22 protein-coding genes and 1 pseudogene are annotated in these 25,634 nt (G+C 65.1%); 14 read left to right on the plus strand and 9 right to left on the minus strand.

Going from position 1 to position 25,634, the window contains the following annotated elements; translation table 11 throughout:
- The first annotated feature begins 18 nt into the window (after positions 1–18).
- Complete coding sequence (locus tag KUV74_RS08465; RefSeq protein WP_222516092.1) at positions 19–1,875, plus strand: monovalent cation:proton antiporter-2 (CPA2) family protein; 1,857 nt, start codon at positions 19–21, stop codon at positions 1,873–1,875.
- Between the two features lie 143 nt (positions 1,876–2,018).
- Here KUV74_RS08465 and KUV74_RS08470 read toward each other — a convergent pair whose 3' ends face one another.
- Positions 2,019–4,355 carry an ATP-dependent DNA helicase gene (locus KUV74_RS08470; protein ID WP_222516093.1) on the minus strand — a complete coding sequence of 779 codons (2,337 nt, stop codon included), beginning with the start codon at positions 4,353–4,355 and terminating at the stop codon, positions 2,019–2,021.
- Positions 4,348–6,042, minus strand: a complete 1,695-nt coding sequence (locus tag KUV74_RS08475; protein WP_222516094.1) for a VRR-NUC domain-containing protein — start codon at positions 6,040–6,042, stop codon at positions 4,348–4,350. Before KUV74_RS08475 ends, KUV74_RS08470 begins: the two co-directional genes overlap by 8 nt.
- Positions 6,043–6,445: 403 nt before the next feature.
- Between KUV74_RS08475 and KUV74_RS08480 the strand changes: the two genes are divergently transcribed.
- The 4 genes from KUV74_RS08480 to KUV74_RS08495 all read left to right on the plus strand — a co-directional run bounded on the left by KUV74_RS08480 (position 6,446) and on the right by KUV74_RS08495 (position 9,464).
- Positions 6,446–7,225, plus strand: a complete 780-nt coding sequence (locus KUV74_RS08480) for a 3-hydroxybutyrate dehydrogenase (RefSeq protein WP_045991236.1) — start codon at positions 6,446–6,448, stop codon at positions 7,223–7,225.
- A 121-nt stretch (positions 7,226–7,346) separates the two neighbouring features.
- A complete protein-coding gene (locus KUV74_RS08485) occupies positions 7,347–8,375 on the plus strand; it encodes a patatin-like phospholipase family protein (RefSeq protein WP_045991237.1) in 1,029 nt (342 codons plus the stop codon).
- Positions 8,376–8,633: 258 nt separating this feature from the next.
- A complete protein-coding gene (locus KUV74_RS08490; protein WP_052704215.1) occupies positions 8,634–9,014 on the plus strand; it encodes a carboxymuconolactone decarboxylase family protein in 381 nt (126 codons plus the stop codon).
- A 60-nt stretch (positions 9,015–9,074) separates the two neighbouring features.
- The gene (locus KUV74_RS08495) at positions 9,075–9,464 is read left to right on the plus strand and encodes a cupin domain-containing protein (RefSeq protein ID WP_052704216.1); all 390 of its coding nucleotides are present in this window, start codon (positions 9,075–9,077) and stop codon (positions 9,462–9,464) included.
- A gap of 391 nt (positions 9,465–9,855) precedes the next feature.
- Here KUV74_RS08495 and KUV74_RS08500 read toward each other — a convergent pair whose 3' ends face one another.
- Positions 9,856–10,893: an NAD(P)H-dependent flavin oxidoreductase gene (locus KUV74_RS08500; protein ID WP_222516095.1), complete on the minus strand. Its 1,038-nt coding sequence runs from the start codon at positions 10,891–10,893 to the stop codon at positions 9,856–9,858.
- A complete protein-coding gene (locus tag KUV74_RS08505; RefSeq protein ID WP_108132253.1) occupies positions 10,890–11,450 on the minus strand; it encodes a TIGR02281 family clan AA aspartic protease in 561 nt (186 codons plus the stop codon). The genes KUV74_RS08500 and KUV74_RS08505 overlap by 4 nt, the downstream gene beginning before the upstream one ends.
- A 134-nt stretch (positions 11,451–11,584) precedes the next feature.
- Here KUV74_RS08505 and KUV74_RS20830 point away from each other — a divergent pair, with 134 nt between their 5' ends.
- From KUV74_RS20830 to KUV74_RS08515, 3 genes and pseudogenes are all read left to right on the plus strand, one after another.
- Entirely contained in the window at positions 11,585–11,821 is a 237-nt protein-coding gene (locus KUV74_RS20830; protein ID WP_261395201.1) for a hypothetical protein, read from the plus strand.
- A gap of 12 nt (positions 11,822–11,833) precedes the next feature.
- Positions 11,834–12,850: pseudogene (locus KUV74_RS08510) on the plus strand (homoserine O-acetyltransferase); the annotation flags it as partial.
- 187 nt (positions 12,851–13,037) lie between these two features.
- Positions 13,038–13,676: a flavin reductase family protein gene (locus KUV74_RS08515; RefSeq protein WP_108449722.1), complete on the plus strand. Its 639-nt coding sequence runs from the start codon at positions 13,038–13,040 to the stop codon at positions 13,674–13,676.
- Positions 13,677–13,765: 89 nt separating this feature from the next.
- On the opposite strand, the gene KUV74_RS08520 is transcribed toward KUV74_RS08515, so the two are convergent.
- Complete coding sequence (locus KUV74_RS08520; protein WP_222516096.1) at positions 13,766–14,524, minus strand: sulfite exporter TauE/SafE family protein; 759 nt, start codon at positions 14,522–14,524, stop codon at positions 13,766–13,768.
- 65 nt (positions 14,525–14,589) lie between these two features.
- Positions 14,590–15,939 (minus strand): MFS transporter, encoded by a 1,350-nt coding sequence (locus tag KUV74_RS08525; protein WP_231498595.1) that lies wholly within the window; start codon positions 15,937–15,939, stop codon positions 14,590–14,592.
- 164 nt (positions 15,940–16,103) lie between these two features.
- Between KUV74_RS08525 and KUV74_RS08530 the strand changes: the two genes are divergently transcribed.
- Positions 16,104–16,928, plus strand: coding sequence for a helix-turn-helix transcriptional regulator (locus KUV74_RS08530; RefSeq protein ID WP_108132251.1), 825 nt, complete (start codon positions 16,104–16,106; stop codon positions 16,926–16,928).
- A 9-nt stretch (positions 16,929–16,937) separates the two neighbouring features.
- Here the strand turns inward: KUV74_RS08530 and KUV74_RS20975 are convergent, their stop codons facing one another.
- Positions 16,938–19,307 carry an autotransporter outer membrane beta-barrel domain-containing protein gene (locus tag KUV74_RS20975; RefSeq protein ID WP_222516097.1) on the minus strand — a complete coding sequence of 790 codons (2,370 nt, stop codon included), beginning with the start codon at positions 19,305–19,307 and terminating at the stop codon, positions 16,938–16,940.
- A 274-nt stretch (positions 19,308–19,581) separates the two neighbouring features.
- Here KUV74_RS20975 and KUV74_RS08540 point away from each other — a divergent pair, with 274 nt between their 5' ends.
- The 5 genes from KUV74_RS08540 (at position 19,582) to KUV74_RS08560 (ending at position 24,605) form a co-directional block, all read left to right on the plus strand.
- Positions 19,582–21,045 (plus strand): aminotransferase, encoded by a 1,464-nt coding sequence (locus tag KUV74_RS08540; RefSeq protein ID WP_222516098.1) that lies wholly within the window; start codon positions 19,582–19,584, stop codon positions 21,043–21,045.
- 121 nt (positions 21,046–21,166) lie between these two features.
- Positions 21,167–22,411 carry a Na+/H+ antiporter NhaC family protein gene (locus tag KUV74_RS08545; protein WP_261395203.1) on the plus strand — a complete coding sequence of 415 codons (1,245 nt, stop codon included), beginning with the start codon at positions 21,167–21,169 and terminating at the stop codon, positions 22,409–22,411.
- Positions 22,412–22,524: 113 nt separating this feature from the next.
- A complete protein-coding gene (gene aguA, locus KUV74_RS08550) occupies positions 22,525–23,685 on the plus strand; it encodes an agmatine deiminase (RefSeq protein WP_222516099.1) in 1,161 nt (386 codons plus the stop codon).
- A gap of 142 nt (positions 23,686–23,827) precedes the next feature.
- A complete protein-coding gene (locus KUV74_RS08555) occupies positions 23,828–24,076 on the plus strand; it encodes a hypothetical protein (protein WP_045991247.1) in 249 nt (82 codons plus the stop codon).
- A 286-nt stretch (positions 24,077–24,362) separates the two neighbouring features.
- Entirely contained in the window at positions 24,363–24,605 is a 243-nt protein-coding gene (locus KUV74_RS08560; RefSeq protein ID WP_045991248.1) for a hypothetical protein, read from the plus strand.
- A gap of 63 nt (positions 24,606–24,668) precedes the next feature.
- Here the strand turns inward: KUV74_RS08560 and KUV74_RS08565 are convergent, their stop codons facing one another.
- Together KUV74_RS08565 and KUV74_RS08570 are read right to left on the minus strand one after the other, a co-directional pair.
- Positions 24,669–25,346 carry an extensin family protein gene (locus KUV74_RS08565; protein WP_222516100.1) on the minus strand — a complete coding sequence of 226 codons (678 nt, stop codon included), beginning with the start codon at positions 25,344–25,346 and terminating at the stop codon, positions 24,669–24,671.
- A gap of 80 nt (positions 25,347–25,426) precedes the next feature.
- The gene (locus tag KUV74_RS08570) at positions 25,427–25,606 is read right to left on the minus strand and encodes a hypothetical protein (protein ID WP_108132245.1); all 180 of its coding nucleotides are present in this window, start codon (positions 25,604–25,606) and stop codon (positions 25,427–25,429) included.
- Positions 25,607–25,634: the final 28 nt, after the last annotated feature.

Consider the following 25,634-nt stretch of genomic DNA (forward strand, 5'->3'; position numbering starts at 1 on the left):
CGCCCTGGAGACCCGACCTTGGCCACCGCGCTGCTTCTCAACGTCTTGATCTTTCTCACTGCGGCGGTGCTGGTGGTCCCGATCATCAAACGCCTTGGCCTGGGGGAAGTGCTCGGCTACCTGATCGCCGGCGTGCTGATCGGTCCCTCGGCCCTCGGCCTGGTACCGGACGCCGAAGGGGTACTGCAGTTTTCGCAGGTCGGTATCGTCTTTCTGCTGTTCGTCATCGGCCTGGAGCTGAAACCGGCGCGGCTCAAGCTGATGCGCAAGGCGGTGTTCGGCTTTGGCAGCCTGCAGGTGGCCATCACAACCCTGGTGCTGGGGCTGACCGCCCTGGCACTGGGCCTTCCGCCGGTGGCGGCGGCGGTGGTGGGCTTCAGTCTGGGGCTTTGCTCTACGCCGCTGGTACTGCACCTGCTGGGCGAGCGCCAGGAACTCAACAGCCGCCACGGACGCCATGCCTTTGCGCTGCTGCTGTTCCAGGACATGGCGGCCATTCCGGTACTGGCGGTGATTCCGATCCTTGCCGCCGACTCGCTGGTCAGCGGCGGCATGACTGCGGTGCTCAAGGAAGTCGCCATCGCCGTCGTCGCGTTCACCGGTCTGATCTTTGGCGGGCGCAAGCTGCTGCCGCCGCTGTTCCGCCTGGCCGCGGCCACCGACAGCCGCGAAGTGTTCGCCGGCATGTCGTTGCTGGTACTGATCGGTGCCGCCCTGCTGATGGAGCTTGCCGGACTGTCCATGGCACTTGGCGCCTTTATCGCCGGTATCCTGCTGGCCGATTCCGAGTATCGCCACAGCATCGAGGCCGACATCGAACCGTTTCGCGGTCTGCTGCTGGGGCTATTCTTCATGGCGGTGGGCATGACCGCCAAGGTCGGCCTGCTGGCACAGTCCCCTGGGCTGGTGCTGGGGCTGACCGCACTGCTGCTGCTGGCCAAGGGCGCCAGCCTGATGATCGCCGCTCGGGTCTACCGCTGCGGCTGGCGCGAGACCACCACCCTCGGCGTGCTGTTGTCACAGGGCGGAGAATTCGCCTTCGTGCTGTTGACCGCCGCGGGTTCAGCCGCCTTGCTGGCGCAGGACCTCGTGCACGTTCTGGTGCTGGTAGTGTCGCTGTCCATGGCCGCCACACCGATCCTGTTTCTGGGCCACGAACGACTGGTTCGGCCATTGTTCAAGAAGCCTCGGCCCAAGCGCGACTTCGATGCCATGAACGATGATTCGCCACGCATCATTCTGGTCGGCTTCGGTCGCTTCGGTCAGATCATGGGGCGTGCGCTTCAAGGGCTCGAGATCCCCTACACCGTCCTCGACATCAATGCCGACCACGTCGACTTCGTGCGTCGCTACGGCAACAAGGTGTACTACGGCGACGCTACCCGACTGGACCTGCTGGATGCCGCCGGCGCGCGTCATGCCCAGGTGCTGGTGGTCGCGGTCGGCGATCCGGATATCTCGATGCGTATCATCCATCGCGCCAGCAAGCGCTTTCCCCACCTCAAGATCTATGCACGTGCCCGAGATCGTCACCATGCCCAGTTGCTGATGCGTGCCAAGGTTGGCTTTATCCTTCGTGAGCTGCTGCCGGCGAGCCTGGAAATGACCCGTGAGGTGCTGATCGGGCTCGGTGTGCCCCGCGACCAGGCCCAGCACACCATCGACACCTTCCGCCCCCACGACGAGGAGACCCTGCGGCGTCAGCTCGAGGTCTTCGGCAACGAGAAGAAGCAGATGCAGACCGTGCGGCAGGCGGCCAAGGAGCTCGAGACCCTGTTCGAGGCCGACGAGGACATCCTGACCCGGGTCGAGGAAATCCCCCGGCGCCAAGCCTCGGATGGCGACGACACCAAGCGCTCGGCCAACGAGTCCTGACCTCCGGCGCTTGTGTCAGAACCTCCAGCCCTTGTGCCAGAAATCGCTTGCCCAGCCATTCGCCGGCCACGTCGACGGCCAGTCTGCCCTGGCAAGGACAGAGAACGGACAAGGGCAGCGACAGGTCAGACACAGGGACGACGTCAGCGCCGGGCCGTTTCCCACCAGCGGGGCAGCCTCGCCTGCACCTCAGGCCTGGCGAAGCGATCGTCCAGCAATACCAGGGTGCCGGTATCCTGGGGCCCGCGAATGACCCGCCCGGCCGCCTGGACCACCTTGATCAGCCCGGGAATACGATAGGCGTAGTCGTCACCGCGACCGAAGCGTTGCTCGAGGCGTGTCTTCAGCGCCTCCTGGCGGGCATCGCTGGGGGGTAGCCCCAGGGTGGCGACAAAGGCACCGATCAAGCGCTCGCCGGGCAGGTCGACGCCTTCGGCGAAGGCACCTCCGAGTACCGCGAAGGCGATCCCCTCGCCCCCTGGCACAAAATCCTCCAGAAAGGCCTCCCGCTCCGCCTCGCTCATGGCGCGTCGCTGGGCGCGCTGAGGAATGTCGGGATGGGCCTCGGCCAGGGCTTCTCGCACCTGCTCCAGGTAGGCGAAGCTCGAGAAGAACGCCAGATAGTGGCCGGGACGTCGACGGTACTGCGCGCTCATGACGTCGAGTATTCCCGGCAGGGATCGCTTCCGATCGCGGTAGCGGGTAGACAGCTGCGCGCACACCCGCACCTCGAGCTGCTCGGCGACAAAAGGCGACGCGACCTCGGACCATACCGTGTCCTCGGCTAGCCCCAGCAGGTCGATCTGATAGCGTGGTGGCGCCAGGGTCGCGGAAAACAGCACGCTTGCGTGAGCCGCGGCGAAACGGGGCCGCAGGAAGTCGGCGGGCACCTGGTTGACGATGGCCAGTCGTGCCCGCCCGCGCCCGTGACGGGTGAGCTCGCACAGCGAATGATCACCGAAACGCTCCGCCAGCCGAACGAAGGCCAACGCCTCGAACAGGCAGTCGGTCAGCGCCGGATGGGTGTCCTCCGGATGCTCGCCCAGGTGATCGCCGATGGCACCACAGAATCCCTGAAGGGAGCCGATCAACTCCGCCGGCAACGCGTCGAGGGCAAACCAGCGTGGCGCTTCGCGACTGCCCGGGTCCTCTCCGCCGTGCTGACGCACCAGTGCCTGCCACTGCTTGATCACCCTGGCCAGAGGCTGGCGCAGCGCCCCCGGCGCCTCCTTTTGCAAACGAGCAAGACGGCGCTGGTCGAGGCTCGCCGAGTACATGCCACGGGCACGCTCGATCAGGTTGTGGGCTTCGTCCACCAGCACACCCAGGCGCCACTGTCGCGCCTGGGCCAAGCCGTGCAACAGCGCGCTCGAGTCGAAATAGTGATTGACGTCGCCGACCACCAGATCGCACCAGCGAGCCATCTCCTGGCCCAGGTAGTAGGGGCAGACGCGATGCTCAAGCGCCACCTGCCTGAGTCCGTCACGATCTAGCCAGCCCTGCTCCACTGCCGCCTGCCTCGCCTCGGGCAGTCGGTCGTAGAAGCCCTCAGCCAGAGGACAGCTATCTCCGTGGCAGGCCAGTTGGGGATGCTCGCAGGCCTTGTCCCGAGCGATCAGCTCCAGCGTGCGCAGCTTGCGCTGTGGGCCAGGGTCGAGCTGCGCCAGTGCCGCCAGCGCCAGCTGTCGGCCGGTGGTCTTCATGGTCAGAAAGGCGGTGCGGTCCAGCGCCTGGCGGGGCATCGCCTTGAGCAGCGGGAACAGGCTCCCCAGCGTCTTGCCGATGCCAGTCGGCGCCTCTATCAGCAGATCCCGGCCAGTGGCGACGGCCTTGTAGGTGGTCTCGGCCATCTCGCGCTGCCCAGGCCTGAACGCAGGGTAGGGAAACGTCAGACGGTCCAGCGCTTCATCTCTCCGCCGGCGATGTGAGGCTTCGGCCAGCGCCCAGGCTCGATAGGCGCGACAGGCCGACTCAAGCTCCTGCCACAGCGTGGCGGCCTCGGCCTCGACGCTCAGGCAAGTCTCGCGACCGCTGACCAGATCCAGATAGACCAGCGCCAGGGTAATCCGCTCGCGCCCCTGCTGGCGGCACCAAAGTGCGCCGTAGGCCCGCACCTGGGCCCAGTGCAACGCGCGCTGATTGTCGGCCATGCGCTCCAGGCGTCCCCGGTGGGTCTTGATCTCTTCGAGTCGCCCACCGTTCTCGGCCACACCGTCGATGCGCCCCTGGACCTTGAGACCCTCGAGGGTGGCGACCACCATCACCTCACTGCGGTAGCCTTCGCCACGTCGGGCCACGACGCGGGCATGCCCCTCTATCCCTTCCCGAGAGCTGGGGGCCGGGGTGAAGCGGTGATCCAGATCACCGCGTCTACCGGTGAACTCGCACAGTTCCCGCACGCCGACGCTGAGAGAGACCGACTCGGCCGTGTCCGAGGTGGCTGTCTCGGCATCGTCAGACGATGAAGATCCCTCAGCCATCGGACCACCTCACGTGGCACACCGACACCGGAATGCCGTGGCACTGGAAGTGCTCAAGCCAACGTCGCTGGTTGTCCTGCAGCCGGTCTCCTGGCGCCTTGACCTCGATCAGACGATAGCGGGGCTGGCCCTTGCCAGCATCGGGAAAGAACTGGATCAGGTCCGGCCAGCCCGATCGGTTGGCCTTGAGATCCTCGAGAAGGCGCTCGAACAGCACCGCCAGGTGTTCAGGCGCAATACAGTGAAGCGCCAGTTCCAGCAAGGCTTCGTCGAGCACTTCCCAGTAGACGAAGGGGTTGGCCAGCCCCTGCTTGTCGCGCCAGCGGGCCCTGATACGCTCGCGGTAGTCGCCGCTCGCCAGCGCCTCCAGGCAGGCATCGAAGCGATCACGCCGCCGCGATACGAAGTCTGGCCGATACAGATCCGCCGGCCCGCGATGGAAGGGATGAAAGAAGGCTCCCGGCAAGGGGGCGAAGATGACGTCCCAGCAGAGCAGCCCGAAGAGCCCGGCGAAGAGGTGATTCTCGACGTAGAAGGCTGGGGCCTCATCCCGGGCCAGGTGATCACGCAGCGCCAGCTCCACCGAGCCACTGGCCGCCAGCGATAGTGGCGGCAAGCTCAGGCTCCAGCTCTGCGGCGGCGCCTGTGCTGCCGGCTTGAGCACCGGCAGACCCAGGCGGCGCTGCAATCGCGGCACCAGCCGGGCAAGCGCCTGGCGCTCGGCGTCGTCCAGCGGTGCCTCGAGCGCCTGGGTCGCCAGCGTCAACGCCTGGTGATGCTCTCCCTCTCGCTCCAGCAGGCGCAGTCGACGCACCCGCGCTTCGCCCGGGCCAGCAAAGGAGAAGATCTCCAGCGCCAGCGCCACCTGCCCCTCTCGCTGGGCCTGCTGGCCCAGACGCAGCAGCAGGCGAGACCGCCGTGCCGCGAGCCAGGGGTTGTCGTCGGGCAGCCTTGGTACTGCCGACCAGATATCAGCCACGGCTTCGCCGTCGTCGAATCGCTCTCGCAGCCGATGCAGGCAGAGATAGGCATCCACCTCCTGACGCTGCTGAAACCCCCGCGACGCGGGATCGAAACTCACCCGTTCATAGCGCATATGGCCAAGCTCGGCCATCACGAAATCGGACCAGCTCTGGCGCAGATTGCCGAAGAACATCAGGCGCAGTCGATCACACACCGACATTACCGAGACCCGCACCAGGGTCTCGTCGGACTCAGGCCACCAGGCGCTCCAGCGCCGCGGCGTGAACTGGCCGTCCAGCGCCTCGCACAGACGTGACTTGGAGACCGAGGTGGGCAGACCGCAAGCGGACACAGTTTCGGCGAAGACCCGTCGAGCCTCGGGCAGGCGCAACTGTGCAAGCAGGTCATCGAGACTCAGCACGGGATCAAGCTCCACCAGCTGCGCCGCCGCCAGTCGGCTCAGCGCCTGCTCGAGATCATCGACCTCGGTGTAGACCAGGCGACTTGTGCGAAACAGCTCACCCTTGCGCGAGACCATGCGGACCAGCAACGCCTGGGCTGCCTCCGGCAGCTCGCCGAAGGCCATGATAAAGCGCTGTTCTGGCTCTGCCAGCAGGTCGGCGTGGCGTGCCATCACCCAGTCGAGCACAAACTGAAAGTGACGCAGATAGTAGAGAGGATCGTCGCGCAGGTCGGCGGGTAGCGTGGGCGACTTGGGATTCATGCAGGCATTTTACCAGTGGTTCGCTGCGCTCCCAAGGAAGTTACCGACGCGCGCCCGGGTATTCGTCAGGCGGCAAACGGCTTTGCTGCTAAGCATTGATGAGCATTATGTGGATAAAGCCATTTCAGCAAAAGCCGAATCTTGCATGCCAGTCTATGCTGGTGACACTGTCGAACAAGGCCATGACCAACGAGCCTGCTGCCGGCCTGCCGCCTGATCGGACTCGGTGAAACACGTCGAGCTCTGTGGAGCTGGTCGATGTCGATGACGGCATCGACAAAGCTCGCCGATACAGCCCGACGATGAAGCGAGGCCAGTGAAGCGACCTATCGGTCAAGCCATGAACACGCTGCAAGTTCCTGCCGGCCAGCGCCGGCGATCTCGTCTCTAGAGGAAGTGATCCATGCCCCAGCAGAAGACCGCCATCATCACCGGCTCCACCAGCGGTATCGGTCTCGGTATCGCCGAAGGCTTCGCCAAGGCGGGCATCAACCTGGTCATCAACGGTATCGAGGCCGCCGCGGACGTGGAGGCCACTCGCGCCAGTCTCGAAAAGCACGGCGTCAAGGTCGTCTATGACAACGCCAACATGATGGACCCCGGCGAGATCAGCGCCATGCACAAGCGGGCCGAGGCAGAATTCGGCAGCGTGGACATCATCGTCAACAACGCCGGTATTCAGCACGTGGCACCGGTGGACGAGTTCCCCGAGGACAAGTGGAACGCGATCATCGCCATCAACATGAATTCCGCTTTTCACCTGACCAAGGCCGCCTTGCCTGGCATGAAGGCACGTGGCTGGGGGCGAGTGATCAACATCGCGTCCGCCCATGCTCTGGTGGCATCGCCTTTCAAGTCGGCCTATGTGGCCGCAAAGCACGGCGTTCTGGGACTGACCAAGACCGTGGCGCTGGAAGTCGCCGAACACGGCATCACCGTCAATGCCATCTGCCCGGGATACGTGCTGACGCCTCTGGTCGAGAAGCAGATTCCCGACACCGCCAAGGCACGCGGTATCTCCGAGGACTCGGTCATTCGCGACGTCTTGCTCGCCAACCAGCCGACCCGCCAATTTGTCACCACCGAACAACTGGCGGCCACGGCGCTGTTCCTGTGTTCGGACGGCGCCGCCTCCATGACGGGAATCGCCCTGCCGGTCGATGGCGGCTGGACAGCACACTGAAGCACCGTTCGACAGGGTAGAGCATGCGGCGAACCTGCCGCCGACGCCGCTGCTGCCGCACTTTTCCCGGCAAGGAAAGACGGCCTCACGGACGACCGCACCAAGATGACAGGAGAGCTTGATGGCCAAGCCACCCAAGAAAATAAGTCTGGCACTTCAGGGTGGAGGCGCTCACGGCGCCTTTACCTGGGGGGTCCTCGACGCCCTGCTCGACGACCCATGCATCGAGATCGAGGCCATTTCCGGCACCTCCGCTGGCGCCATGAACGCTGTCGTTCTGGCCGATGGTCTGGTCCAGGGCGGGCGAGAGGCTGGGCGCGAAAAACTGGAAACGTTCTGGCGTGCCGTGTCCCAGTCGGCGCGCTTCAGCATTCTGCAGCGCACCCCCTGGGATCGTCTTAGCGGAAACTGGAGCCTCGACTACTCGCCGGGCCACGTCTACTTCGACCTGATGACGCGATTCTTCTCGCCGAGCCAGTTCAACCCCATGAAGTACAACCCCCTGCGGGACATCATCGTCGAGCAGGTCGACTTCGACAATGTGTGTGGCTGCGACCAGATGAAGGTCTTCGTGGCCGCGACCAACGCCGAGACCGGGCGCGTCAAGATCTTCGATCGCGCCGAACTCACCCCCGACATGGTGATGGCGTCGGCCTGCCTGCCCTTCCTGTTCGAAGCGGTCGAAGTCGACGGGGTGCCCTACTGGGACGGCGGCTATTCCGGCAATCCTCCGCTGTTTCCCTTCTATCACACCACCGAGTCCCGAGACATCCTGATCGTCCAGGTCAATCCGGTGGAGCGTGAGGGGTCGCCGACCAGCGCCCAGGAGATCCTCAATCGCACCAACGAGATCACCTTCAATGCCAGTCTGCTCAAGGAGTTGAGGGCCCTCGCCTTCGTCAAGCGACTGATCCACGAAGGCCACCTCGACCCCAAGAACTATCGCGACATGCTGGTCCATATCATCGATAGCCAGGACCTGCTGAAACCCCTCGGGGCCTCATCGAAGCTCAACGCCGAGTGGGACTTCCTGTGCCATCTGCGAGATCTCGGCCGAAAACGCGCCCAGGACTGGATCGAGCAACACTACGACGACATCGGCAAGCAGGACAGTGTTGACCTGAGAGCCATGTTCGAGGGCACCCACTGATCGGCAACGGGCCCCGATAGGCGTTATGGCATAGCGGTGCCGGTAAGGTTGCAGGCCCGGCACCGACCAAGCTGAGCAAACGGATCAGTCCGACGCGAAGTGATGACTCAGCAAGATAAAACAGTCGTATGTTTCAAACGACATAGAGATTGGTAGCGGCAAAAAAATGGCTTGTCTTCCTGCTGCCGCCGATTACGGAAAGGCCGACACGGAATGCGATTACCCCGACCACTATCGTCGCCATGAGGATGCTGGAAAATGAGTTCCACCGCCGTTTCACCCAACATGGAGAAGGGACTCGCCTTCTTCCGTAAGCACAATCCCGCCGCCGCACAAGCGTTGGAGGAAAAGCTCGGTGACTTCGCCCCCGACCTGATGCGCCTGGTCGCCGAATTCCCCTTTGGCGAAATGTACGGTCGTGATGGCCTGGACCCCAAGCTACGCCAGAGCGCCACGCTCTCGGCACTGGCCTGTGGAGGCCACGAGAATCAGCTACGCATCCATATCGGCATCGCACGCTCACTGGGCTTCACCCGTGACGAGCTGGTCGAACTGTTCATGCAGCTGGCGCCCTATGCCGGCTTCCCGGTCACCATCAATGCGGTGCTGGCCGTCAAAGACATCTACCCCGATACCTGAAGATCACCACGGTGATACACGCCCCACCAAACCCAACGCTGCGCAAGAAGGAATTACGCCATGTTTGAACATCAGAAAAATCCGCCGATGGAACCCGTTGACGAGGTCGATACCACACTGGCCTACATCGACCTTGCGGACGTCAAGCTGCCGGCAGGCGCTGCACCGCTAGAGCAACGTCACCTGCGCTTCCGCCGCGTCGACGTGGCACCAGGTGGCATCGTGCCCTACCACTCCCACGAGAACCGCCCGGCTATCCTGTTCGTGTTCCAGGGCGAGATCGTCGAGTACAACTCCAAGCATGAGCAGCCGCGCGTTCACAAGGCGCCGTCGATCATCGCCGAGTTCAACGAGATCTGGCACTGGTGGAAGAATGAGACAGACGGTGACGTCATCATCTACGCCGCGGACCTGGCCGAGACCGAGAAGTGCGCCGAAGGCGAGTGCTGATCGACAGACCGAAAGCATGCTCGGCGATGTCGTTCGCCCCGCCACAAGGCGGTAATACATCGGTAAAGCAATAATCAACCGATATCAGCAGAAGCCGCGGCCACTCATCGCCGAGTGCCGCGGCTTTTTTATGCCAGAGCGAAGCTGGATGTTATGTCAGAGCGTAGCTGGATGTTATGCCAGAGCGCCGAGGCCTTGCGTGCCAGAGCGAAGCCGCAGGCTATGCAAAAGCGCCGAGGCCTTGTGTGCCAGAGCGAAGCCGCAGGTTATGCAAACGCGCCGCGTGATTTCCGAAGCGTTAGCGCTGCCTCGCGACCCTGACCTGCCCCAGGAACCGCAATCTACGCTTGTCGCCAGGTTGGCGTTGCGAGCGCACAGGAAGACGTGCTCCTCATTGCTCCTCGAGTTCTCCCGCCAGCCACTGGAGTTGCTCGGCCACCGGTACCTCACGACAGTGGCGTCGATTCTGGCCCGCCCACAGCGGAGAAAAGTCACCGCTGCAACGGGACTCGTGGGCCGCGCGCAGCTCGCACAGGGCGCTGGCAGCCAGCGGAAAGTCGGGTACCTCATCCGACAGCGGACCCAGCTCGCGCATGGCACGATTGACGATCCCGCGGGCGGGCCGACCGGAGAAGACATTGGTGATGTCGGTGGAGGCTTCATCATCCAGCAGCGCCCTGCGGTGGACGGCCCTCACCGAGGCCTCGGGGCAGCACAGCAGTGCGGTACCGATCTGGACCGCCTGGGCGCCCAGATTCAGTGCCTGCCGGACCCCCTGGGGGTCGCCGATCCCTCCGGTCGCCACCACCGGCAACGAGATAGCCTCGACCACCCGGGGCAGCAATGACGCCAGCGGCAACTGAAGACTCAGGTCGTCACTCAAGAAATGTCCCCGGTGACCGCCTGCTTCAAGACCCTGGGCGATCACCACGTCGGCGCCATGGGCTTCCAGCCACCGGGCCTCATCCACCGTGGTGGCGGTAGACAGCACCAGCGCACCGCAGGCCTTCACCCGCTCGACCAGTTGTGCCTCAGGTAGACCGAAATGAAAGCTCACCACGGCGGGACGGTGGCGCTCGACGATGGCACAGGCATCGCTGTCGAACGGCCGTCTGGTAGGCGTGTCACTTGGAGGTGGCGGCGCGATTCCCAACTCTTCATGGTAAGGGGCCAGCAACGCTCGCCACTTCTCCAGTCGACTCGGTTGAGGCTCGGGCGACACATGGCTGAAGAAGTTGACGTTGACCGGGCCTTGTCCTTCTACCGCTGCAAGGGCCTGATCCAGCGCCTCGAGGGCCAGCATGCCGGCAGGCAGGCCTCCCAGACCTCCGGCTGCGGTGACCGCAAGCGCCAGTGTCTCGTCCTGGGCGCCGGCCATGGGAGCCTGGAGGATGGGCCACTTCAGCCGCAATCGAGAGAGCGCGGTCATGGTTGAATCTCCTTGTGTGGAGCGGCGTCGGCTCTCGGTGACGAGGAGCCGCGCGCCTGCAATTCCAGGATATCGCCACGGATGGCAATGTCGAAGCGTCCGAGAAAGCTCATGCCCAGCAGCGCCGTCTCACCTTCCATGCCCGGGCTGATGGAGCCATCGACCCGAGTCGCCGACAGGCCGCCCAGGGTAACGCTGTCCAGGCGTGTCAGGGTGCCTTGTGCACGACCATTGGCGGTATGAAACCAGGCGCTGCCGAGGTCCGGCAACGACAGTCTTGCCGCCAGATCTCCCGGCAGAGCGACACGGGTAGCACCGGTGTCGACAAGGAAGGTCACCGGCGTGCCATTGATGCTGCCGGGCGCGACGAAGTGTCCGCCAGGCCCGCGCTTGAGCCTCAACGGCTCGCCCTCGGCCACCTGATTCAGGTTGGCATTGGGGTTCAGGCGCTGCTCCAGCCAGGACGTCGCCCACCAGCCACCGAGCCCCATGAACAGCACCCAGAACAACAGCATCATGGCGAGCCCGGGGCCACGTGTCCCCTGTCGCTGGGTCATCGGTTTCTCCTCACGGGCGGTTTCGTCCTCCTCGCGCCGGGACGACGAAGGCAGCATGGCGAAGGCGCCAGGTGAACGCTGTACTGGTGTCTGTACGCGGCATCGTCCGCGCCGACCACCACCAGGGAAGGTTCATGATGACAGTTTATGCCTCCGCTCTCCATGACCGGCGCCAGCCTGGCGCCGCCGTCGCCCTTGGCCTCCTCGTCGCTTCGGTCTGGCTTATCGCCTCGCCGGCACTGGCCAGCGCCGACAACGATGACGAGGCGGCCTCCACCGGCCTGGACAATGTCACCAAACAGGTCTTCGAGATGCCAAGCTACACCACCGTCGGCGGTGACACCATCGCCCCGATCAGAGTCGGCTGGTAGGCCTATGGCGAGCTCAACGAGGCAGGCGATAACGCCATCCTGATCACCCACTTCTTCTCCGGCACCAGTCACGCCGCCGGCCGCTATGACGGTGAAGAGCCCCCCGGCTACTGGGATGCCATCATCGGCCCCGGCAAGCCGCTCGACACCGACCGCCATTACGTCGTGTCGTCGGACACCCTGGTCAACCTCAACGCCGGCGACCCCAGAGTCACCACCACCGGTCCTGCCAGTCACAACCCCGACACCGGCGAGCCCTGGGGCACCGACTTCCCGTTGGTGACGATTCGCGACTTCGTCAATGTGCAGAAGGCCTTGCTGGATGATCTCGGTATCCAGCGCTTGCACGCGGTGATGGGTGCCTCCATGGGAGCGCTGCAGGCCTACGAGTGGGCCAGCGCCTATCCCGAGCGGGTCGAACGCCTGATTCCGGTGATCGGTGCCGGGGTGGCCGACCCCTGGTTGATCGCTAGCCTGGACGCCTGGGCCGCTCCCATCACGCTGGACCCCAACTGGCGCGGCGGTGACTACTACGGGCAGACGCCGCCGCTCGACGGTCTACGCGAGTCGTTGAAGCTGATCACCCTGCAGGCCAACCACTGGCGCTGGGCGGACGCCACCTTCGACCGCGACTGGGCCGACGCCGACACCTCGCCAATGAGTTCACTGGATGCTCAGTACGAGGTCGAGGCGACGCTGGACAGCGTCGCCGAACAGCGGGCTGCCACCGCCGACGCCAACCATCTGCTGTACCTGGTCAAGGCCAACCAGGCCTTCATGACCGGCCACGGCGACAGCCTGGAGGCGGGTCTTGCCGCCATCGAGGCCCCGACCCTGATGCTCTACAGCGAAGACGACCTGGTGTTCTCGCCCCAGAAGGTTCGCGAGACCGCCGCACTGATCGAGGCCGACGGCACTCCGGTGACCCTCGAGGCCCTGGAGGGTGACCGAGGCCACATCGACGGCGTGGTGAACATCCAGCAGGCCGAAAAACCGTTGCGTGACTTCCTCGAGGCACCGATTCCCTGAACGCTCGCCGTCGCCGACCAGGCACCGGGGCCTGATTGGCGGCCCCGGCGCCTTTCCAGCACCGGCGCGATGGCCTCGATCACGCATCTTCGCCAAGGCTGGACCTGTCGGGCTCGGCGTGCTGGGATAGCGCCTGGACCGCCCCACGCCAACTGGCACCATCACAACGGGTGCTGTTGCAACGACAATGAACACAAGGAGTTCGACAGTGAGCGACGACGCCACCCTCAAGGTCAGCGAGCTGGACGCCGGCCTGATCTATCGACTGTTCTCCGGAGCCATCGCTCCGCGTCCCATCGCCTGGGTGTCGACCCTGAGCGAGAGCGGTCACGCCAATCTGGCGCCCTTCTCGTTTTTCAATGTGGCCAGCGTCGATCCCCCCGTGCTGGCATTTTCTCCATTGCTCAACGGCGAAGGCGCCACCAAGGACACCATCGCCAACCTCAAGCAGGTCGGCGAGTGCATCGTGCATATCGGTGGTGAGGCGCTGGCCGAGGCGCTCAACGCCACCAGCGCAAGCCTGCCGCCCGAGGGAGACGAGTTCGACCATGCCGGGTTGACCAAGGCCAGCCTGGGAGACCTGCGGGTACCGCGTATTCAGGAGGCACCGGTTGCCTTCGGCTGTCGCCTTCACGATATCCTGCACTTCGGCGACCGTCCGCTGTCAGGCAACCTGGTACTGGCCGAGGTGACCGTCATCCACGCCGATCCCCGGGTGTGGAACGGTCGACACGTCAGCTGCGACGCCCTGGCCCCGATCGGGCGCATGGCCGGCAGCGACTACGCACGCTGCACCGACCTGTTCTCCCTGGAACGTCCGAAGTAACGAACCCTGGGGCGCCCCGGCAACCCCTGACGCCGCCTGCAACGGTCCAATGCAGCTCTCGATGAAGCTCGGGTCGCCCGGGTCGTTGCTCAAGCCGCAAGCAGCGAACGCGTCACCAGGTAGCCGCCCATGGCCAGCAGGCCAAGCAGAAACACCTGGCGAAAGCGCGCCTCGGATAGCCGGCGTCTGAGCCAGGCGCCCCACCACATGCCGAGACTCGCCGGCAGCAGCGCCAGGCTCGACGCCAGCAGCAGGTCGGTGGAGAGCAAGTCCCTCTCGCCGAGTGCCAGCGCCAGGCTCAGGGTCGACAGGCTGAACAACAGCCCCATGGCCTGAACCAGGGCATCCCGTGGCAGACCGATGGCCTGCAGAAAGGGCACCCCGGGGAAGACGCTGGAGCCCGTCAGCCCGGTCAGGACGCCATTCATCGCGCCGACGGCGCCGGCCTGGACCGGGCTTCCCGAGAAGCGCAGCCGTCGCCCGCTCAGATTCATCAGTGCGTAGAGCATCAGCAACAGCCCCAGCAGCAACGACAGCCAGTGAGCCTCGACGCTGGCCAGCACCCATACCCCCGGCCAGACCGCCAGCACCGCCGCCAACAGAAACAACCAGAGCCGACGGCATAGCGTCAGCAGATGCCCTCCCACCAGGGCCTGCCAGACGTTGGTGACCACCGTGGGCACCAGCATCAGCGCCATGGCCAGATGCAGCCCCAGGGTCGCGGTCAACAGCGCCAGCAGTACCGTGGGCATGCCCATGCCGAGCACTCCCTTGACCAGTCCTGCCAGGACGAAGATGGCCGACAGCAGAATCAGGGTATCGGGTGCGAACAGCGCGTCCGGCAGCATTCAAACGTCCTCGGTGCGGGTCTCTGGGCCAAGGTCCTCAATAGCGTTCCCTCGGCCCAGTTGGTTCAGTGCGTATCGTCCAGCCTGGCTTCCCACTCCCCAGCCACCCGCTGGCCGCGGCGCTGATTGACGCCAGCGCAGATCACGATGGCGATGATGAAGAAGGCGGCGCACAACAGGATCGAGGCCTTGAGCCCCACCGCCGCCTGCAGCAGTCCCAGGCCGACGATACCGATGACCCCCGCCAGCTTGTTGGCCAACCCCCAGAACCCGAAGAACTCGGCCGCCTTCTGGCGGGGCGAGAACAGGCCTACCAGGACCCGGCTGGCCGACTGGCTGGAGCCGAGGCTAAGGCCCGCCAGGCAGCCGACCACCAGAAACAGTTGCTCGGCCTGCCAGTCGAGTCCCCAGGTAGCGTTTAGCCAGGCGGTGACCTCGGGGGTGGCCCAGATGGCCAGGATCGCCAGCACCCACAGCACCAGAGTCATCAGATAGGTCACCAGGGTACCGATGCGGTCCTGGATAAAGCCAAATCCGAGTGCCCCTGCCGCGGCGGTGATCTGGACGATGATGAACATCAGGTTACGGGTGCTTTCCTGCCAGCCGATGACCTGGGCGCCATAGATGAAGGCGAAGGCGATGATGATGTAGACACCAGCCATGGAGAACAGCACCGAGGTCAGAAAAAGACCCAGGTCACGGAACCGACGCAGCTCGTGCAAGGTGGTCGATACCCGCTGCCAGGCGATGCGGGCGAAGGGCTGGCGATGGGGCTGTGGTTCGGCGCGCTCCTTGAGCCAGACGAAGGTTGGTATCGCCGCCAACAGGAAGAAGCCCGCGGCAAAGGGCCCGACCCAACGGATCCGCTCGAAGTTATCCGCGGTGGCCTCGCCCAGTATGGCCAGGGTGAAGCCCGCCGCCACCAGTCCGCCGACATAGCCCAGCGCCCAGCCGAAACCGGAGATGGCGCCGAGCTTCTCTGGCGGCCCAAGCCCCGGAAGAAAGGCCGCGATAAAGGACTCGCCCATGGAGTAGGCGTAGTTGGACAGGATGATCAACACAAAGCCCAGCGCCACGTAGCCCGGCTCGACAAAGTACAGCATGGCGGTGGTGGCGATGGTGGCCAGATAGCTGGCAAACAGGAAGCGCTTCTTTTCGGCGCGGTAGTCCATCACCGCACCACACAGCGGGCCGGTCACCACCACCAGCAGAAAGCTCAGCGCCAGCGCCAGGCTCCACAGCAGGTTGGCCAGGCGAAAGTCGTCGCCTCGGTCGCCGACGATCACCGTGGTGAAGAGTTCACCGAACACCACGGTGATGATCAGCAGGGTGTAGGCCTGATTGGCGAAGTCGAACATCGCCCAGCCGAAGATCTCGCGACGGCTCGCCCTGTCGCCGCCCCTTGGAGTCGTCATGCTCACGCTCATGCTGCCGTCCCGTTGGCAAAGGAGTCCAAGATAGCAGCCCGACTCGCCCCAGCGCCACGTCACGCCGAGCCCGGCAGACCCTCGGGACGACCACTGACACCAATAACGAAGTGATACAGTGTGGGCTTCAGACTTTCGACCCAGCGAGCCTCATGACTCCCATCGACTACCTGGCATCCAGCGCGGCCCAGGCCTGGCACCAACGACTGGCTGGCCTGATTCAGGGTGCCGATCGCAGCGACCTTCCGCGACAGCTGGAGCAGGCACTCGCCGAGCTGGTGCCCATGGACACCCTGATCCTGCATGCCTACCAGGGCCGAGGCCGTCCGCGAGTGGTCCATGACAACTATCCCCCCGAACGCCGCCAGCGCGACATCGACCCTTATCTGAGTCGCGTCTACCTGCTCGACCCGATGTTCCAGGCCATCGAGTCTGGTCAGGATAACGGTACCCATCGACTGCGCGATCTGGCGCCGGACCGTTTCGAGAGCAGCGAGTACTACCACCACTACTATCGCGGCCTGGGACTCAAGGATGAGATCGGACTCTTCGCACGGGTCAGCGACGACACCGTGATGGTGCTGTCTCTCGGCTTCCGTACCCAGTCGCCACCGCTGACTCGGCGCACCGTACAGGCGCTACGCCACCTGACGCCCATCGTCGAAGCCCTGCTTCAGCGGTTCTGGAGCTGGCAACGCAGTGCCTTCGAACCGCAACACCAGGAGGTCGAGCCCGTCGACGCCGCCTTCTCGAGTTTTGGCCAGGGTGTGCTCACCCGCCGCGAGCAGGATATCGTGCGCCTGCTGCTGGCGGGCCACTCGGCCAAGTCGGCGGCGCGAGAGCTCGGCATCAGCGACGGCACCGTCAAGGTCCACCGCAAGCACGTCTATCAGCGCCTGCAGGTCACGAGTCAGGCCGAGCTGTTTCGCGCCTTTCTCGATCACGTAGCGCTGATCTCCCGCCAGCAGCGTGACTGACGCACCCGCTCAGAAGCGGTAGGAGAGATACAACCGCCCCTCCCAGATATCCAGGTCATCATGGCCGATGCTGAGATAGCCGGCGCTGGCCTCGAGCAGGGTGGCCTCGCCGACAAACCAGCGGGCGCCAGTGCGCAGGGTACCCGTCAGGTCAGAAGGGTCCTCCCACTCCAGATCCTCGTTGAGGTAGCGCCCGTCGTTCGGCTGCTCGAAGGCCCAGTCCACCCCCAGTTCGGCGTAGGGCATGATCAGACCCGCGTGGTCAGTGTGGTAGATACGGCTAACCTCACCACTGACCGACGCGACGCCAATGCTGTAGGAATCGCCGGGCACTTCCACCTCCACCGGTATCCCCAGGATCTTGCCGTCCAGGTCATAGTCGTCGCTGCGCTCACGGGAGTAGAACAGCGAGACGGTGGGACGCAGCAGGGCCTCCCCCCAGCGGTACTGACCGTGGGCATTGAGCGCGCCGCCGAAGCTACGGGTGTCGAAGCTGCCATCCAGGGTCGCCAGTTCGGTGTCATTGTCACCCCAGCGCCAGATCAGCGATGCGTCCAACGCCCAGCGCTCGGACAGTCGATAGGCGACATAGGGCGAGATGCTGAAGCCATCGCTGTCGCTGTCCCAGGCGCCGCCAAAGTTGTCAGAGCGGCTCGAGTCGACGCTGAAACTGACACCCGCCACCGCCTGCTCCGACACCCAGCGGTCGACCCCCACCGCCACTACCTGGGCCTCGCCATCCAGATCCTGGCCATCACGGTCATCGGAAATATCGGTATAACGAGCATCCACCCAGGTGTTCCAGGGAGAGACCGGCTCTCCCTGACGCCCTTCGGTGATCGGCACCTGTTCCATCAAGGTGGCCTCCAGCGCGTTCCGGGTTCTTGCCTGGGCGTGCTGGCGCAGCAGGTTCTCGGGGCAGGTCACCACCGGCAGGGTGCCGTCGGCCAGCGGCGCGCCCCCGAGTCTGGGGTCGTGACGAGGGTCGATGCAGCGGTTAGCCGGCAGCGGCACCCGCCCGGCATACCACTCGGCCGCATCGACACGGCCAACGATCTGGCCCTGGGGCATCGATGGCACAGAAGGTGTCAGACCCGACGGCGGACGCTGTTCAGGCGGTACGACGCCGATGGGAGGTGTCACCCCGGAAGGTGGCCTGACATCCGGAGGCACGACACCGATGGGGGGCGCTACCTCGCCCGGCCGCGCAACGTTCGGAGGAAGGCTCCATTGCCCCAGGGTGGGCCGTCCCGGCGTCACCCCCACCGGCGGACGCTCGGGGGCGGGCACCGTACCTATCGGCGGCGTTACCCCGGTCGGCGGCCGGAAGCCCGGAGGCACCGTGCCTACCGGCGGCGTCACCCCGGTCGGCGGTCTGAAGTCCGGTGGCACCGTGCCTATCGGTGGCGTCACTCCGGTCGGTGGCCTGAAGCCCGGAGGCACCGTACCTATCGGCGGCGTTACCCCGGTCGGCGGCCGGAAGCCCGGAGGCACCGTACCTATCGGCGGCGTCACCCCGGTGGGTGGTCTGAAGTCCGGTGGCACCGTCCCTATCGGAGGCGTCACTCCGGTGGGCGGCCTGAAGTCCGGCGGCACCGTGCCTATCGGCGGCGTCACCCCGGTGGGTGGCCTGAAGTCCGGAGGCACCGTGCCTACCGGCGGCGTCACCCCGGTCGGCGGTCGGAAGCCTGGAGGCACCGTGCCTATCGGCGGCGTCACCCCGGTGGGTGGCCTGAAGTCCGGAGGCACCGTGCCTATCGGCGGCGTCACCCCGGTGGGGGGCCGGAAGCCTGGAGGCACCGTACCTACCGGCGGCGTCACCCCGGTGGGGGGCCGGAAGCCTGGAGGCACCGTACCTATCGGCGGCGTCACCCCGCCAGGGCGGGAAAAATCAGGAAAGATCTTGCCGATGGGAGGGGTAATGCCCGGACGCTCCGGCATCGGGATCTGCCCGGCCGGCGGCAATGTGAAGCCACCCTTCTGGTTCTGGGTATCCAGCAGACAATCCTTGTTGCCCCCCAGATCCAGAAGCTTGTGCACACCACCGTTGCCGTTGGATACCACTGGCGACAGGGTCAGGTGCAGGCCGCCGGCATTGCGCGTCCACTCATCGACGCTCTGCTTTCCCTGCGCCGCCTCCAACCCGAAGTCACCCGGCGAGGTCCCCGACAACCACACCGAGCGCGAACCATCGTTGGTGACACCGACAAAAGCCAGCCCTCCCGAGGCACCACAGTTGGCGGCGATAGCGGGTAACGGGGCCGACATCAGAAAGGCGACAAGGGTGCCCAGGGCACGACGAGTAAAGGGTGGTGCTGGCAACATGGCAAAGTATCCGGACTGACCATTCAGCATCCGCCGCGCCAGAATCTGGGCCACCTCTTCCGGCACCTGCGGATCATTACGGCACAGCCTACACCAACGTCGGAGGATCGCTACGTCTGCCTCAAGTCTCGGTAGTGCCGTTTCGCGCACCCCTCTCTCAATCATGAGGTAGATCAAGGTCATGGCAACCAGAGTCGATCATAGGCTACCCCATCGGTAATACCGGCACTGCCGCCGCCTGGCGGCCCGAGGAGACCTACCCTCATAAGGATATGTCATCGACAGGGGCAGTCTGGCGAGACTGGAGACCTTCCCAAGGAGGTTTCCAATGACAACACCCGACACTCGCCTCTCGTCCCGCCCCTCGACTCCCGTCGCCGACACGGCTCCGGTTCCGGCCCCAGTCCCAACAACAGTGGATGCCGAGACCCTGTGGCGCCAGGATCGGGACCACTTCGTCCATCCCTTCACCGACTTCAGCGTCTTCCACGACAAGGGCTGCGAGCTGATCACCGATGCCGAGGGCATCCACGTTCAGGACATTCACGGCAACCGCTTTATCGACGGCATCGCCGGGCTGTGGTGCGTCAACGTTGGCCACGGTCGTGCCGAGATCGGCCAGGCCATGGCCGAACAGGCCACCCGCATGGCCTACTTCTCGACCTTCAACAATCTGTCCAACGCACCGGCTACGCGGCTGGCCGCCAAGCTCGCCGAACTGGCCCCGGCCCACCTCAACCATGTCTTCTACAGCTGCGGAGGCTCCACCGCCAACGACGCCACCATCCGCCTGGTGCACTACTACTTCAACCGCCTGGGCAAGCCGAACAAGAAGCGTATCCTGTCGCGCCGCAACGCCTACCACGGCACCACCTACCTGGCCGCGAGCCTGACCGGCATCGAGAGCAACAACTGGGAATTCGACACCCTCGATGGTCTGGTCACCCATCTAAGCGAGGCCAACCTCTATCGTCGCCCCGAAGGCATGGATGAAGCACAGTACTGTGATCATCTGATCGCGGAACTCGAGACCACCATCGCCGAGATCGGCGCCGACAATATCGCCGCCTTCATCGCCGAGCCGATCATGGGAGCCGGCGGCGTACTGGTGGCCCCCCGGGGCTATCACGCCCGCATGCAGGAGGTGCTGCGCGCCCACGACATCCTGTATATCGCCGACGAGGTGGTCACCGGCTTCGGTCGCCTCGGCCACATCTTCGCCTCGGAAGCGGTATTCGACACCCAGCCCGACGTCATCAACCTGGCCAAGGGCCTGTCCTCGGGCTATGCCCCGCTCGGCGCGACCCTGATCTCCGACCGCCTCTACGAGGTGCTGGGCACGCCCCAGGGCAAGGGCGGAGTACTCAGCACCGGCTTCACCTACTCCGGACATCCGGTCAGTTGCGCCGCGGCGCTCAAGAATATCGAGATCCTCGAGCGAGAAGAGCTTTGCGCCAACGTCCGCGAGGTCGGCCCCTATCTGGAGCAGGCACTGGCGACGCTGTCACGACATCCCACCGTCGGCGACGTGCGCGGCAGCCACTTCATGATGTGCATCGAGAACGTGGCCGACAAGGACACCAAGGCCCTGTTCCCGGTGGACGCGCGTGTCGGCGATCGGGTGGCCTTCGAGGCCCAGCAGCGCGGACTGATCATTCGTCCGGTGGGGCATCTCAACGTGATCTCGCCGCCCCTGATCTGGACCCGCGACACCGTCGACGAGGCCGTCGCCATCCTCGACGAGGCGCTTGCCGCCACCGCCGAGTCCCTGCGTCGCGACGGCTATCTCTAGCCACGAATGCCCCTGCAACACGAGGCCGCGCTTTTCGCCGCGCGGCCAGCGCCGGGCTCGCCCCTGCGCGATAGCTTCCGTCCAATAACAACCGTCGCCGCAGGCGACACAAGGAGCTTGCATGGAAACCTACGGCGTCTGGAGCCTGGTTCCCACCCTGGTGGTGCTGGTCACCGCCATCATCACTCGTCGCACCATCGAATCACTGCTTGCCGGCTGCCTGGTCGGGCTCTTGATGATCGCCCCCAGCGAGGTCGTCACCCGCGGGTCGGACATCCTGCTCACGGTCCTCGGCAATGACACCGTCACCTGGATCATCCTGGTCTGCGGCCTGTTCGGCAGCCTGATCGCCCTGCTGGTCAAGACCGGCGGCGTGCTGAGCTTCGGTGACGCCATGACCAAACGACTGCACAGTCGTCGCCAGAGCCTGCTGACCACCTGGGTGCTGGGGCTGGTGATCTTCGTCGACGACTACCTCAACGCCCTGACCATCAGCGCCTCGATGAAGAAGATCACCGATCGCTTCGGCGTCTCCCGCGAAAAGCTGGCCTATCTGGTGGATTCCACCGCCGCCCCGGTGTGCATCCTGGTGCCCTTCTCGACCTGGGCGGTGTTCTTCGCCGGCCTGCTCGAGGACAACAACGTCGCCGACAACGGCATGTCGCTGTACATCTCGGCGATCCCGTACATGGCCTACGCCTGGGTGGCGGCGGCCCTGGTGCCCCTGGTCGCGCTGGGCTGGCTGCCTGACATCGGCCCGATGAAGACCGCTGAGGCCCGTGCCAAGGCCGGCCAGCCGGTGCCCGATGGCGGCGAGGAGCACGCGCTGCAGATCGACACCAACTACGATGGCCAGAGCCCGCATCTGCTCAACTTCCTGCTGCCCATCGCCAGCCTGATCGTCGCCACCTGGTACTTCGATATCGACATCCTGCGCGGGGTCATCGTAGCCCTGGCCGTCACCCTGGTGCTGATCGCCGTCCAGCGTCTGCTGAGCTTCAATGACACCTTCGATACCGCCCTGGAAGGCTTCAAGGCGATGATCATGCCGCTGGGCACCCTGGTCGCCGGCTTCTCGCTCAAGGAGGTCAACGACGTCCTGGGCCTCACCGAGGTGGTGATCCAGGCGGTACAGCCGCTGATGACCGCCGGCCTGCTGCCCGCCGTGGTATTCGTCACCATGGCCTTCCTGGCCTTTGCCACCGGCTCCTTCTGGGGGCTGTTCGCGGTGGCCATGCCTATTGTGCTGCCGTTGGCGATCAGCATGGACGCCAATATGCCGCTGGTGGTCGGCGCCTTGATCTCGGCCAGCGCCTTCGGTAGCCACGCCTGCTTCTACGGGGACTCCACGGTGCTGTCGGCCTAGGGCAGCGGTTGCAGCCCCATGGCCCACGCCCTGACCCAGATCCCCTACGTGTTGATCGCCGCGGCCCTGGCCACCGGCGTGTTCCTGCTGATCGGATTCTTGTGAGAGCCTCCATGAACCAGACACACCATTCGTCTTCACCGACCCCGGCCCCTGCCGCGTCGAGTTCCGCCGGCAGCGACGCGCACAGTCCCGCCCGACTTGGCTGGTCCATGCCGGCGGAATTCGCCCCTCACGACGCCTGCTGGATGCTGTGGCCCCAGCGCCCGGATACCTGGCGCCTGGGAGCCAAGCCCGCCCAACAGGCCTTCGTCGCGGTGGCCAGCGCCATCGCCGAGAGCGAGACCGTCTACGTGGGCGTTAACGACGATCAGTACGAAAACGCCCGTTATCAGCTTCCGGAATCGATTCGCGTGGTCGAACTATCCAGTAACGACGCCTGGATGCGTGACGTGGGCCCGACCTTTCTGACCCACCCCGAACATGGCCTGGCGGTGGTGGACTGGGAATTCAACGCCTGGGGCGGACTCAAGGGCGGGCTTTATTTTCCCTGGGACAAGGACCGCCGGATCCGCCCCAAGATCGCCGAAATGCTGGGCATCCCCCGCTTCGATGCCGGTATCGTGCTGGAAGGCGGTGCCATTCACGTCGACGGCGAGGGCACCCTGATCACCACCGAGGAGTGCCTGCTCAACCCCAACCGCAACCCGGGTCTGGATCGCGCCGCCATGGAGGCGCGCCTGGGTGAGCAGCTGGGCATCAGCAAGGTCATCTGGCTTCCCCGGGGCTGCTACCTCGATGAAACCGACGGCCACGTCGACAATCTCTGCTGCTTTGTGGGCCCCGCCGAAGTTGCCTTGACCTGGTGCGACGACGCCGCGGACCCGGAGTACCAGATCTGTCGCGACGCCCTGGCGGTGCTGGAAGCCAGTACCGATGCCTGCGGTCGACCGTTTACCGTGCACCGCCTGCCCCAGCCCGGCCCGCTGTTTATCGGCGAAGACGAGGCCAGCGGCATCGACCGGCTCTCGAGCTCGCACCCACGCCAGCCCGGGGACCGCATGGCGGCCTCCTACGTCAACTTCTACATCGGCAATCGAGTGGTGGTAATGCCCCTGCTGGATGAACGCCGCGACAATGAGGCTCGCGACATTCTGGCGAGGCTTTTTCCCGAGCGTCGGGTGATCGGCGTGCCCGCCCGAGAGATCCTGCTCGGCGGCGGCAACGTCCACTGCATTACCCAACAACAGCCGAGGGATCCAAGACGTACCTGACAGGCGGGAGTCGTCGCCGGTGACGACACGGCACCAGAAAATGTCTGCTGAAAGCGACACCACATCGGAGAATCAAGGGGTTGTGCTCGGCTCTCTTGGCCAATAGGCTCGATATGGCACATAACAGCATAGGAGAAACATCATGAGGAAGGGTTCCATCAAGACACTCTCCAGCCTGCTGCTGGCCACTTTCATGACCCTGGGCCTCGCCGCCTGCGGCACCGGCACCGGTGAACGCGCCGCCAGTGGCGCTGGCGTGGGTGCCGCCGTAGGTGCCGGCGCCGCCGCCGCCACCGGTGGTGACGTCGCCGAAGGCGCCGTGATCGGCGGTGGCGTAGGCGCGGCCACCGGCGCCGCCACCGATGAGGACGACGTCGACCTGGACAACTAAGGTCCTGGGCCTGGGGCGAGGCGAGGCTGCCTCGTTCCAAACCTGCTCGACGCACAAGAACACCGCCGGCTTGCCGGCGGTGTTCTTGTATCTGGCCGGTCGGGTATCTCGCCCGGGTCTGGCCGGCCGGGTATCTGACCTGTCGTGTGTCTGACCTGGTTCGGCCAAGCGAGCACGGCTCCCACAATTGGCGCCAATTGGCGACAATTGCTGCATATTTGCTTCACTTGCTCCTTTCTGTGCCGTTGTTACTGTTAGGGTCATCCCCCAGCATGAGGACGACGACATGAAACTTCTGAAGATGACCGGGCTGAGCGCTACTGCCCTGACCATGGCCCTGGCACTGTCGGCCTGCGGTACCGGTACCGGAGAACGGGCGCTGAGTGGCGCGGGGGTCGGTGCAGCGGTAGGTGCCGGCGCGGCGGCCATCACCGGCGGCGACGTGGGCAAGGGCGCGGTCATCGGCGGCGGCGTAGGTGCGGCGACCGGTGCTGCCACCGATTCCCGGGACATCGACCTCAGTCGCTAAGTCCAGGCCCGAGGCGTCCAGGCAGCTTTCGACCCCGCCCCGATCCGAGCCAAGATGCCGCCCTCAGCGGCAGACCCGGCCGCCCACGCCGAGATGAAAGTGATCGGCGTGGGCGGCATTGTAGTCAGGCCCCAGCACGGTGCCGAAGACCTTGCAGGCGCGCTGCCCCACTTCCTTCAGGAAACGTCCTTCGGCTCCCTTGCCCCAGTGGCCCGACAAGCTGACGCGACGACCGTCCTCGAGTTCGAAGGCGGCCACATCCAGGGCCTCGGCGCTGGCATGCTGGCTGCGACGTCCCTCGGCTCGACCATAGATGTTGCGGCAGGCGAAGCTGCCGAAGTGTTCGATCTGGGCCACGTCCACGCCAAGGTGAGCACGCGCAGCGGCGCTGAGCTCATGACGCTCGAACACCGCCCAGGCCACCGCCAGCGGGCAGCGTGTCATCACGCTCGGCTGCAAGCGCGACTGGCCTCCGGCGTAGCGCACAAGATTGGAAAGCTCGCACTGGCCCCGGGTGACGTCATCCAGTGGGGTATATCGCTGGGGCGGGTCCGCCGCCAGCACCGCACGGCAGGCCTCGGGGTCATCCGCCAGCCGCGCCAGCTTCCAGCCGAGGAAAGGACCAGGCGGCGTCTCGATCGATATCGGTGTCCAGGGCAACCAGCGATCCGGTATTGCGATCATCCCCTTGTCCAGGGCAACGCCCAACACCAGCAGCATGATCAACAGCCACTGCCCCATATAGTTCCTTCCTGTGCCCGACCCTTCCTGCGCCCGCCCCTTGGCCACGGTTCATCCCACGACCGAGGCGTCGAGTACGATCAGGGGTCCACCAACATGGATAGCGCCAGAGCGACGATACCGACCGTCACGGCGGTTACCACCGCCAGGATGACGATACGGTCCAGCCAGCGATCGAAGGTGACCCAGTTGAATGTCAGCCGCCTGCGACGAGACGGAGGCCCGCGGCGGGTCGCGCCGCGGGCAGGGGGTGAAGACATGGCCGAGATCCTTCCGACGATACCCTGA

The sequence above is a fragment of the Halomonas sp. DP1Y21-3 genome (assembly GCF_019801245.1).
Taxonomy (GTDB): Bacteria; Pseudomonadota; Gammaproteobacteria; order Pseudomonadales; family Halomonadaceae; genus Halomonas; species Halomonas litopenaei.